At 58.4% G+C, this 11186-nt stretch carries 11 protein-coding genes; 2 read left to right on the top strand and 9 right to left on the bottom strand.

All coding sequences use genetic code 11. The annotated features are described in order from the left end of the window. Window positions 1–4 precede the first annotated feature (4 nt). The 8 genes from G7A99_RS04065 to G7A99_RS04030 all read right to left on the bottom strand — a co-directional run bounded on the left by G7A99_RS04065 (window position 5) and on the right by G7A99_RS04030 (window position 7138). Entirely contained in the window at window positions 5–886 is an 882-nt protein-coding gene (locus tag G7A99_RS04065) for a DUF1837 domain-containing protein (RefSeq protein WP_163138963.1), read from the bottom strand. 238 nt (window positions 887–1124) lie between these two features. After that, window positions 1125–1856: a hypothetical protein gene (locus tag G7A99_RS04060; protein ID WP_163138962.1), complete on the bottom strand. Its 732-nt coding sequence runs from the start codon at window positions 1854–1856 to the stop codon at window positions 1125–1127. Between the two features lie 90 nt (window positions 1857–1946). Beyond that, entirely contained in the window at window positions 1947–2831 is an 885-nt protein-coding gene (locus tag G7A99_RS04055; protein WP_163138961.1) for a hypothetical protein, read from the bottom strand. Between the two features lie 104 nt (window positions 2832–2935). Next, entirely contained in the window at window positions 2936–3709 is a 774-nt protein-coding gene (locus G7A99_RS04050; RefSeq protein WP_163138960.1) for an RES family NAD+ phosphorylase, read from the bottom strand. 118 nt (window positions 3710–3827) lie between these two features. After that, on the bottom strand, window positions 3828–4241 hold the full coding sequence (locus G7A99_RS04045) for a hypothetical protein (RefSeq protein WP_240466089.1): 414 nt from the start codon (window positions 4239–4241) through the stop codon (window positions 3828–3830). Window positions 4242–4317: 76 nt separating this feature from the next. Then, a complete protein-coding gene (locus G7A99_RS04040; RefSeq protein WP_163138959.1) occupies window positions 4318–5052 on the bottom strand; it encodes a hypothetical protein in 735 nt (244 codons plus the stop codon). A gap of 655 nt (window positions 5053–5707) precedes the next feature. After that, entirely contained in the window at window positions 5708–5959 is a 252-nt protein-coding gene (locus tag G7A99_RS04035; protein ID WP_163138958.1) for a hypothetical protein, read from the bottom strand. A gap of 264 nt (window positions 5960–6223) precedes the next feature. Then, the gene (locus tag G7A99_RS04030) at window positions 6224–7138 is read right to left on the bottom strand and encodes a LysR family transcriptional regulator (protein WP_163138957.1); all 915 of its coding nucleotides are present in this window, start codon (window positions 7136–7138) and stop codon (window positions 6224–6226) included. A gap of 100 nt (window positions 7139–7238) precedes the next feature. Between G7A99_RS04030 and ilvD the strand changes: the two genes are divergently transcribed. Further along, a complete protein-coding gene (gene ilvD, locus G7A99_RS04025; RefSeq protein ID WP_163138956.1) occupies window positions 7239–9089 on the top strand; it encodes a dihydroxy-acid dehydratase in 1851 nt (616 codons plus the stop codon). 362 nt (window positions 9090–9451) lie between these two features. Here ilvD and G7A99_RS04020 read toward each other — a convergent pair whose 3' ends face one another. Further along, on the bottom strand, window positions 9452–10060 hold the full coding sequence (locus tag G7A99_RS04020) for a TetR/AcrR family transcriptional regulator (protein WP_205599726.1): 609 nt from the start codon (window positions 10058–10060) through the stop codon (window positions 9452–9454). 111 nt (window positions 10061–10171) lie between these two features. On the opposite strand from G7A99_RS04020, the gene G7A99_RS04015 reads away from it, so the two are divergent. Further along, entirely contained in the window at window positions 10172–11179 is a 1008-nt protein-coding gene (locus tag G7A99_RS04015; protein WP_163138955.1) for an NAD(P)-dependent oxidoreductase, read from the top strand. Window positions 11180–11186 lie beyond the last annotated feature (7 nt).

The raw sequence follows: 11186 nt of genomic DNA, 5'->3' as shown, positions 1-11186 counted from the left end.
CCAATCAAAATTTCATGGCATTTTCAACAAGCTCAATATTTCGCTTTAAATCGGAAACCGATTCTAAAGGCACAACAAAAAAGACAATTTTTATGTTTTTCCTCTTCGGCCAGTCCTTGCTGTAAATATTTTTAAAGTTTTCTTCCAACTCAACACTTATTTTATCTTTGAAATCATCTGACTCAATATCACTATCTATTTTCCCAGAAAAATCCCTTATGCACTTGCTATCGTATGTGCACAAAACGGGGACTGCAATATCAACTTTATCTAATGATCTTGCTCCAGTAACATAACTTTTTAATAGCTCATAATTTTCTCTTTCAAGCTGCTTGTTTAGTTCTATTTCGCCCCCAAGTAACCTTAGCTCTGATTTTATCCTTTCTGAGTCATTCAGATGCTCCTGGAGTGATTTTAGAGCTGAAGTTATAGCGCTGCTAATGCTTTGATGGAACTTAGCTTCACCAAGCCATAGTGTTACGTTTGAATCACTAATGGAAAAGTGCGCACAATCAAACCCTTTGATTTGTTCTCTTGTAGTTGATCGTAATCTAGCTTTTGTAACAAACTTTGGGACGTCATAGAAAACACTTAAGATTAAATACAATAAAAGTTCGCCATAATCACCTTTTGAATTTCTATTTGCATCTGATATTCGTGTAAAACTGTTTTTGTTCCATTCGGATTTATCTATTGTCTCAATCTCATCTTCTGTAAGTGCAAAAAAAGGAACGGCATCTCTAATTAGACCAACCAGTTCATTCTGCCGGTACCTTCCGTCTTCATAATCAAGTGTAAAAGAAGCATCTTCTTCACCTGCTGATTGGATGCCAACTTCAACTTTGAAGATTTGATTGCATAGTCTTGTCTTAAGAGATGAGTCCATTTCTTATAGTTTACTCCTATCTATGTTTTTGCACAGAACGCCTCATGCAAGAACCGGGGACAGACCACGATTTCCACGCAGAAACCGTGAGTAATCTTCGTCGCGCGCGCTCTCCTTGGCATGGTTCCCTCCCTAGCTTCCTTGCCTGACGACGTATAGCCTACCACTTCCACGACCTCCCTCAACTGCGCAAAACCGTGGTCTGCCCCCGGTTTTCCTGTCCCCGGTTTTCTGCCTCTCATGAAGACCACCACTCGGCGTGTGCACTGAAGAATGCCTCCTTGGGTATGACACGAACGATTTCATGTGGGGAAACATTGCAGGTCAAATACCCTTCTTGCGAATGGAAATAAGCATCGGAATTCCTTTTTCGGTGGAGGATACTCAGCGCTTTAAGCGCAAAGGTCAGCTCACAGAATGTGTGCAACTGATTGGGATCAATTGACACTTCAACAACGACCGGACTGCCGATGGCTTCTAGCTTTGAGGTTATCGCTGCATGATGCGTCAGCGGCATGTAAATCGCCTCACCGCCGAAGCACCGGAAGAGGCGTTCCGTGCCGTCACTGACAACTTGATTTGGAGCCAAGCAGAACCAAAGGGAGCCATTACGCCCGTTGTCCTGAGCCCCAGCGAAATAAGTTTCCCACTCTTGATGCATGTGCTGAAGTTCGGCTGGGGAAAATAAGTAACCGTACCGGTTAAGGAATTCAGCCTGATGCTGTGTTCGGTTGAGGATCCGCAAACCATTGCGCAAGAAGAAGCCTGTCTCGGCTTCCTTCGTACAGTGGTAAGCCAAAATTCTGTTCTCACGAATGAACCCCTCAAGATCTTCAGCAATCGCGCGGAACGGCTGCGACTCGATCAGATTCTCCATGTACTTAGCTGAACGCAGCAGGCCTTGATGAGCGTCGATGCGCTCAATTATGGATTTCGGCCAAGCTTCATTAGAATCGATCCGCAAGAGCATGTGGAAAGCCCTAACGTTGGCCATCAGTCGCGCGAGGTACGAGCGTCAGCTGCATGACATGCTTCGGCGTGCTGCCGTTGTTGCACTTGATCATCCGCTAAACGCTTGAACGCGTCTTGAGAACTCTTCGATATTCGGCGGTGACTCGAACACGATGCTGAATGCGGGCAAGGATGCGATTCCTTTCTTTAGTGCCTTCCTGTCCACGCTCTCTAGCTCTGCTAACACACCGAGGAACTGGTGCACTCCCTTCCTAATCGGCTGCGTCCATCCATACATCATTTCGTGTACACCCTCAAAGTCCTCGGGTGGCAGGACTCCATGCCACTCAACCTCTGCATCTTTTGCGCAGGTGTACAGGGAGCTTAACGCCTCGACTTCTCGCCTCAGTTCTGGCAGAGCCTCTTCGTCTTTCGCGGAACCAATGGCGACCGGGATTTCTTGCGTACAAAGGAGCGCTGCGGAGTGAACCATCCGGAGTACCACTTCCGGACGCGTTTGAAGCCAAGTTAAATATTCGTCGTACTCCAGCTTCTGTGGCGGAATGTACTCGGCGCCCTTATCAATCCGAGACAGCGCGCCATCCGCTTCCTCGAGTCGATCTTCCAGCATTTGCTTCGCAAGGGCTGCATTCCAGCCACACCTCTGTTTCTGAAATATATCCTTGACGGCCTTACTTTCTCCGTGCAGTGGCGCCGGAACGTACTCGTGTTTTGCCGAATATGCTCGATAAAGAACTACTATGATTGCGACAACCAAAATCGGCACAGCCAGCTCGTCGATCGAGACCCTCCGGCCGCTCGCGACCATTAACACCTCTGCGACTGCCCATAGGGAAATCGCTACACTGGCAAAAGTTCCGAGCTGCTGCGGCAGCCAAGTACAGTAGTCCCAGCCGTGCTCGTACCAACGTTTCTCAGTGAAACTGATTTTATGTGAGCCCGAATACTGGCCGTCATCCTTAGACGCCGTCATCGATAATTCCTCGGTGAATCTCCTTCTGCCGAACGCCTGAGCTCAGCCGACGTCAGGCCGCACCGCGGCCTGACGTCGGCTGGAGCACCGTGTTGGGCATCGTTTCACTCATTGTTTTCGTAGTACTTCTTCACGAAGTATGGATTCCCTGTTTCGCTGAACTCAAACGACACTTTCTTAGCTTCGAACAGAAAGCAGTTGATGAGATCTGCGGCATTGACATTGAATAGCGCGACGTTGAAACCTCTGCCAAGAACGCTTTTGTAGGCGATGCCGTCGTATCCGTGGCGTCGGAAGGCCTCAGCAAGTATCTGCGTCGGCGCGTAATCAGCGGTGGAGTCGCCTGAGGTCACCGGTTCGGAAAAGGCTTGATCAATATCGCCCCATGTAGCCTTCTCGCGTTGAGCCGGTTCCGGCTCGTCAAGGAAGAAAACAAACCCACGACCGTGCTCGACGGAGCAGTCGACAAGAACAAGATCCCTCAGCGTCTTGAACTGCCCTACCGATATATACGACCCGATCCATGGCCGCACCTCAGCCATGGCTGTCTCCTTGTCTGTTGCCAAGTACAGACACGGTATGCCCTTTGGATTGACTCGGCCTTCACGCGCGGAGTGCGGTAGCGGCTTCATTCGTGCGGCGGAATATGGGCCAGGTACTTCGAACTCGTGTTCATCTTGCTGGATCGCGACCCAGTCATGACCATGCTGTGCTCTCCAAAGGACTCGGCCGGCTGGGAACGTCCGCTTGCGCCCTTCACTTGTTGCGACGACGGTCTTGAGAAACTCGTCAACTTGATCTTCAAAGACGTACCTCGCCCTGCTCTTGACGCTCTGTGCAAAGATTCGGTAGCTCTGCCAAGATGAAAACTCTGGCATTTTTGTCACCACTGCATTCGTTCACAATACCCAATGCCGCAATTCACTGGAGGCAAAACGTTTAGCGAGGAACGAGCGGCGCTTTTTGCCGTCCGTGTAAAATTGTCTTGTTAGGCGATTACAGCACATTGCTAGCAACATATGCCTGGCCTAGCAGGCCCGAAACAAATCCTAGCAACCCAAGGATTGACAAAACCCAAACAACCACCTCGACAAAGGTTGGGCTTCCCGGGGCATCGACGTTTTCCCCATTTAACTGCTTACGCCATCTCTCACCAAATGCGTAATCGCGGGCAATGATGGTTGTAAGTGCCAACACTAAAAATACAATTGAGAGGAAGAGCGCCCACCAAGACATTTTGAGTGAGCACAACAGGTCTGGATTTAACTCGGGGGCTTTTTCATTAGTAAATATGGTGATTGACAAGGTAAGGGCACCGCCAGCAAGAATAAAAATTGCTCTTACTAAAGAATCTGCCCGACGACGGACATCTTCCTGATGTGCGTTAAATATTTCTAAATCTGTCACCATTCTTTATCTCGCCTAACGTTGCCTTCACTGGCGGGAACGCAGCGGAGCGGAGTTCCCGTCCAAGTGAAAGGCATGGTTACATGATTGTGCCAACAGGACTGTATTCGTTCTTTCCAAGAGATTCATCTCGGAGATATAAGAACTTGCCAATATAACCTATATAGCGCTGAGCCTCTTTACCAATACCTCCTATTGTAAACAAGCGGGCAAGAGCCCTTGCAAAACGCTCTAAACGTGCAACTACTTCAATAGCAATTTCCTGTTGCGGTCTCTCTGAAGCTGGGAAATCTTCCATCTCTTTGATCAAGTCGGGGCGCTTAAGCAAAATATCGGTTTCAAGGCTCTCCCATTCCCTGTTGGGAGCATCTGTTGTGGGCTGCTTTCCGAGTACGACATCGAGATGATGGTAACGCGCGGCCTGTCCAAACCTACTCAGTATTGACAGGAACGACGATAATTCTTCAGATTCTAGGTATTCCAAATCTTCTTTCGCAACTGGTATTTGCTCCACATAATGGTCCAAAAAGCATTCTTCGCGAATTTTTTTAAGTAATAATTCAAGGTTATGACCCTTGCGACCAGAAGGAAGACCCTCTGGGTTTGGAAACTCACCTGTTTGTTCCAGTATTCGAAGACAGAGCATGACTTTCATGAGTCTTTCAAAACCACTGGCCAGAGTCAGGAGGGGGAGATGATAAAAATCATTTGCACCATCGAGCTTTTGCAACTGGCCTAATCCAGCATGAATCAGTCGAACTGCATTCAACAACTCTTGGTCTATGGCGAGTTTCTGCTTAATACTGGGCGCCATTATTCCTTACCGTGTAACCAGCTAATAGACGGACGTCGTCCGCGTTATAACACGGACGACGTCCGCATAATGCGCGTGAGCCAAGCCCCGTTGCTGTCTGTGCGGGATGGCTGCGAAGCGGCGCTGGCCCGGCGTTCCGGCATCCGCAAACCACCGCATGCGACACGTGGAAGGCGTGATAGGCGGACACTTGCCGCGACGCACGCTTGCGCGTCACGGGTCAGCGAGGTGCTGTACATATATACGGCAGCCGATGGAGGTGCGATGGAATGTCACGGAAGAGCTCTCCTTTTCTCGATCGTGTCCGTGCCGCGATCCGGGTGCGCCACTACAGCATTCTTACGTGAAGAGACGTGCCTGGGGCTTGATCCTTCGGGTCATCCTGTACCATGACAGGCGCCGCCCGCAAGATATGGGCGACGGAAGTCGTGGCATTTCTCTCCGATCTGGCGGCCGCTGGAAGTATAGCCGCGGCGACGCAGAATCAGGCGCTCAACGCGGCGGTGTTTCCCGTGGTCCGCGACCCACCGGAGTCAGGGCTAACGATCCAACATCGACCGGTGGCGCCGGTGCGTTCAAAGACCGTGCGAGCGTCGGCATTGTTCTATTCCGGCATCGCGTGGATATCGGCCTAACCGACGCGGGGCGGTCCACCCTACTCCTCATCCCCTGCTATCCGCACTCCGAGCACCGCGGCGACGATCGCAATGACGAGATGGTAACTAACCGCAAACCAGAATAACTGGGGCTCGTCTTCGCGCGACTGCCACAAAATGTCCGCTTCATAGCGCCCCGTCCCACCAAGTGTGGGGATTTCCCCCGTGAGCAATCCATACGCTACCGACCCGATAAGGACCACCGTGAGGCCGGCCAGGAATATGCTCCCTCCGAGATCCTTTCCGCTCATACATTCCTCCGAACGTCAGGGGTCATACAGGGGGCCAGCCGGATCGGGTCTGACAATCCGGAACCGACTCGTACCGTCGCTCGGCACGGCTCACCGCACGTGGCGCACACCGAGGTGATCGGCGATTCCACGCATCCCTGTAGCCGGACGTGCGAAAGCCTCCTGGTACCAGTTTTACCCTGGCGGACCCGCCTTCTCACCGTCCGGTGTTGGAATGTCAGCACCTACCCCGGACATCGACCCTATTTCTGATTCAGCGACGACCTATTGGTATCCCGGGTCCGCGATATTGAGCACCTCCAGCAGGTTGGCCAACGTCGCACTCACGTCGTCGCGCCGCCAGACGATGCCTGTCTCCAGGATCGGTGGCGCGCTCTGCAGGGGCACGTAGCGGGTGCCGGTACGGGCGAGGTGCCGCAGCGATTCGGGCACCAGGGCAATGCCCAGGCCGGCCGATACCAGACTGATGATGGTCTGCATCTGGATCGCGTGCTGCGCGATCTCCGCATGGCCGCCGCAGTCCCCGTAATAGTTCGTGACCAGTTCATAGAAGGCGGGGGCGACATGGCGGGGGAAGACGATGAGCGGTGACGCCGTCACGGCTGCCGGAGAGAGTCGGCCGTCGGTGAGCGTCAGGCGCCCGCTGTCGAGCCACTGTTCGGGCACCGCGGCGATGAGCGGTTCGGAGATCAGCCGGCGGTAGGTGAGCGGGTCGGGCAACGCCCCATGGGCCGGCGGAATGAGGATGCCGGCATGGCTTTCTCCGCGCAGCAGGGCGGCGATCTGCACGTCGCTGGTGGCCTCGGTTAGCGCAAGAACCACGTTCGGGTACAGCGCCCGGAACTCCCTCACCAGATTGGGCAGGAGGCTGTAGTCGGCCGTGCTCACGAACGACAGGTCCAGCCGGCCGGTTTCGCCGCGACGAATGCCACGGGCGGTCTCCGGCAGGGCGTCAACCGCCGCCAGGGCCGCGCGCACGGGCTCGAGCCATTGCGCGGCGAACGGGGTCAGCGTGACGCTGCGTTTGGTCCGCACGAACAGCGCCGTGCCCAGCTCGTGCTCCAGCGCCATGATCGACTGGCTCAGCGGTGGCTGCGTCATGTGCAGGCGCTCGGCGGCCTTGCCGAAATGCAGCGTCTCGGCCACCGCCACAAATTGCCTGAGCCGACGTACATCCATACAAATATCTGCAGTGAATTATTCGTGACTAATTAATATATTTCAAAAACCTTTCCAGGGAAAATACGCTACGGCCTGACGACAACCTGGAGGACGACCCATGCCCGCCTATCGGTCCCGAACCAGCACGCACGGCCGCAACATGGCCGGTGCCCGTGCCCTGTGGCGTGCCACCGGCATGCGGGACGGCGACTTCGGCAAGCCCATCGTGGCCGTTGCCAACAGCTTCACTCAGTTCGTGCCGGGGCACGTGCATCTGAAGGATATGGGTCAGCTGGTCGCCGGCGAGATCGAGGCGGCCGGCGGCGTGGCCAGGGAGTTCAACACCATCGCGGTCGACGACGGCATCGCCATGGGCCACGGCGGCATGCTGTACTCGCTGCCTTCGCGGGAGCTGATCGCCGACAGCATCGAGTACATGGTCAACGCCCACTGCGCCGATGCGCTGGTCTGCATCTCCAACTGCGACAAGATCACCCCCGGCATGCTCATGGCGGCCATGCGGCTCAACGTCCCGACGGTGTTCGTCTCGGGCGGGCCGATGGAAGCGGGCAAGGCGGTCGTCAAGGGCGGCAGCCGCGCCTTCGACCTGGTCGACGCCATGGTGGTCGCCGCGGACGACAGCTACACCGACGAGGACGTGGCCACCGTGGAACGCTCCGCCTGCCCCACCTGCGGGTCGTGCTCGGGCATGTTCACCGCCAACTCCATGAACTGCCTCACGGAAGCGCTGGGTCTGGCGCTGCCCGGCAACGGGTCGATGCTGGCCACCCACGGCGACCGCGAGGGGCTGTTCCGGCAGGCGGGGCAGGTGATCGTCGATCTGGCCCGGCGCTGGTACGAACAGGACGACGGCTCCGTGCTGCCGCGGGGCATCGCCACCCGCGGCGCCTTCGAGAACGCGATGAGCCTCGACATCGCCATGGGCGGCTCGACCAACACCGTGCTGCATCTGCTGGCGGCGGCGCGGGAGGCGGAGGTGGCATTCTCCATCGCCGACATCGACCGGCTGTCGCGCCACGTGCCCTGCCTGTGCAAGGTCGCGCCGGCCAAGGCCGACGTGCACATGGAAGACGTTCACCGGGCCGGCGGCATCATGGCCATCCTGGGCGAGCTGGCCCGGGCGGGGCTGGTCGACACCGGTCTGCCCACAGTGCACGCACCGACCCTTGCCGACGCCCTGGCGCGCTGGGACGTCGTAGGCACGGCCGACGAGACCGTGCGGACGTTCTACCGTGCCGCACCCGGCGGCGTCCCGACCCAGACGGCGTTCAGCCAATCGGCGCGCTGGGAAGCACTCGACACGGACCGCGAACGCGGCGTGATCCGCGCGGCCACTCATCCGTTCAGTGAGGACGGCGGGCTCGCCGTGCTGTTCGGCAACCTGGCGCCGGAGGGCTGCATCGTCAAAACGGCCGGCGTGGATGAGTCCATTCTGGTGTTCGACGGCCGCGCCCGGGTGTTTGAGAGCCAGGAAGCGGCCGTGGCCGGCATCCTGGGCAACGAGGTCTCGGCGGGTGACGTGGTCATTGTGCGGTACGAAGGCCCCAAGGGCGGCCCCGGGATGCAGGAAATGCTCTACCCCACCAGCTATCTCAAATCCAGGGGACTGGGCAAGGACTGCGCGCTGGTCACGGATGGGCGATTCTCCGGCGGCAGCTCCGGTCTCTCCATCGGCCATGTCTCGCCGGAAGCGGCCGAGGGCGGTCTCATCGCGCTCATCGAGGACGGCGACGCGATCATGATCGATATCCCCAACCGCGTCATCCGGCTGGATGTGGACGACCAGACGCTGGCCTCCCGCCGTGCCGCCATGGAGGCCAGAGGCAGCGAGGCCTGGAAACCGGGGAACCGCTTCCGCAACGTCTCGCCCGCGCTACGCGCATACGCAGCGCTGGCCACCAACGCCTCGCGCGGCGCCGTTCGCGACGTGGCGCAGGTGGAATCGTAACGGTCCGGAATACGGGTGGCCGCGTGGCGGCCGCCCGTCTCACACGGGCCGCCCCAGGCCACCCGGGGTCACGCCCGGGGCCACACGCCCGGGGTCAAGTCTAACAATCCAACATCGCCGCCTACCGTCGCACGGCACCACTCACCGTCTGTTGTGCACGCCGAAGTGATCGGCGATCCCACACACCCCCGTGGCCGGACGTACGGAAGCCTCCCGGTACCGTGCTGCACCCTGGCGGGCCAGCCTTCTCACCGTCAGGTGTTGGAATGTTAGAGTCACCCCCGGCGTGCCGGTGAACGGCCCCGGGCGTATCGGGTGGGCGCTTGCGGCGCAGGGGATGAGGCGCTCGACCGGGCCTCAGGTCATCGCCCCACCCCACCCCGTATCAGCGAGGCAAGCGTCGCCGCCGCTTCGGCCTCGCTGCAGTTGCCGCGCACCATCGCGGCCGAGATCGCATCCCCCGCGCCGATCAAGGCGATACAGCGCCGCTCGAGCTCCGCGTCGGTCAGTTCGCAGTATGGCTTCAGCGCAGCCGCGAAAAGCTGGACGTAGTTGTCGAGCAGCTCCTGGTAGACCGCCTCTTTCTCGTCGCTCCCCGTCAGCGCGGCCCCGATGGCATGCCACTCGCCGCTGGTGTCGGCATGGCAATGCACATGGGCCGCCGCGAGCAGCGACGCCGTCTCCTCGAAGCCTCGCTCCTCGGTCGTCAGCGTCTCGCGAAGCGCGTCCGACTGCCGGTGGTCAATCAACCTGTACAGCTCGATCAACAGCGTCGAGCGCGTGCCGAAATGATCGTAGGCGACCGGCTTGGAGACCCCGGCACGCGCAGCCAGGTGGCCCAGCGTGAGCCGGTCGGCCCCCTCTTCGCGCACGATGAGCTGCGCCGTATCCAGCAGCTGACGCCGCCGTTCCGGCGCGGAAAGCCGCCGGCTGCCCGTTCGCGCCTTTGCCTGTTGCGTCTTGCGATTCACGGCCCGCCCTGTCCCATGTGCTCGGATACGTTGAAAACCTACCATTAGTAGGTTAATGTTCCCGACAACCTACTATAAGTAGGTTTCTGTCACTCAACCCGGAGATCCCTCATGTCAGTCGCCCCCATACTGCTCATTGGCGGTGCCGGCATCGTCGGCCGCCACACGGCGCGTTTGCTGCGCGACACCCACCCGGACACCCCCTTGCTGATCGGCGGGCGCAACCTCGCCAAGGCGCAACGCACGGCCGCCGATATCGGTAATGCCGAAGGCGCGACGGTCGATATCACCGCCGATGATCTCGGGCTCGGCGGGCGGCCCGTCAGCGCCGTCGCGATCTTCTTCACGGATACGACCACCGCCGCACTCCGTTTCGCCCAGCGGCATGGCGTACCTTACATCAGCATCTCCCCCGCCATGTACGAAACCGGGCCCGAGGTCGCGGCCTACATGCATCGCCCGGACGCCGCACCGGTGGTTCTGGGTACCGAGTGGCTGGTCGGTGCGACGATGACCCCCGCGCTCGGGTTCTCCGAGGCGTTCCGTCATGTCGACACCATTCGCATCGGCGCCCTGCTGGATGAGCAGGACGAAGGCGGCCCGGCCTCCTTCGACGATCTGGAGCGCCAGACGCAGGCCATTCCCGCCGTGCAGGTTCGGCGACAGGGCGCCTGGGTCTGGCGCCGCGGCGACGACCTCCAGACCACCTTCCGCGCCGCCGACGGCACGGCGATGGGCGCCACGGCCCTCTCGCCCAATGACGTCTTTGGCCTCGCCACCGCCACCGACGCGCCGAACGTCGAGTTCAACCTGGCCATTGGCGTGAGCTCCAGCCGCCGCCGCGGCGAGCCGATGTCCACCGAAATCCTCATCGAACTTGCCGGAGAGAGCCACGCCGGACAACCACTGCGCTCCCGCCACGCGGTGATCCATCCCGACGGACAGATGCCGCTGACGGGGCTGGGCGTCGCCCTGGTTCTCGAACGCCTCCTCGGGCTCGACGGCAAACCGCCCACACCGGCCGGGCTCTACTTTCCGCAGCAGTTGCTCGACCCGGCAGGCTACTTCGAACGCTTCCGACAGGCCGGCGGGCAGATAGTGGCGCTCGACGCGCAGTAGTGGCCAG

This window comes from Arhodomonas sp. KWT (assembly GCF_010993615.1).
This window is presented reverse-complemented; position numbering and strand designations above follow the sequence as displayed.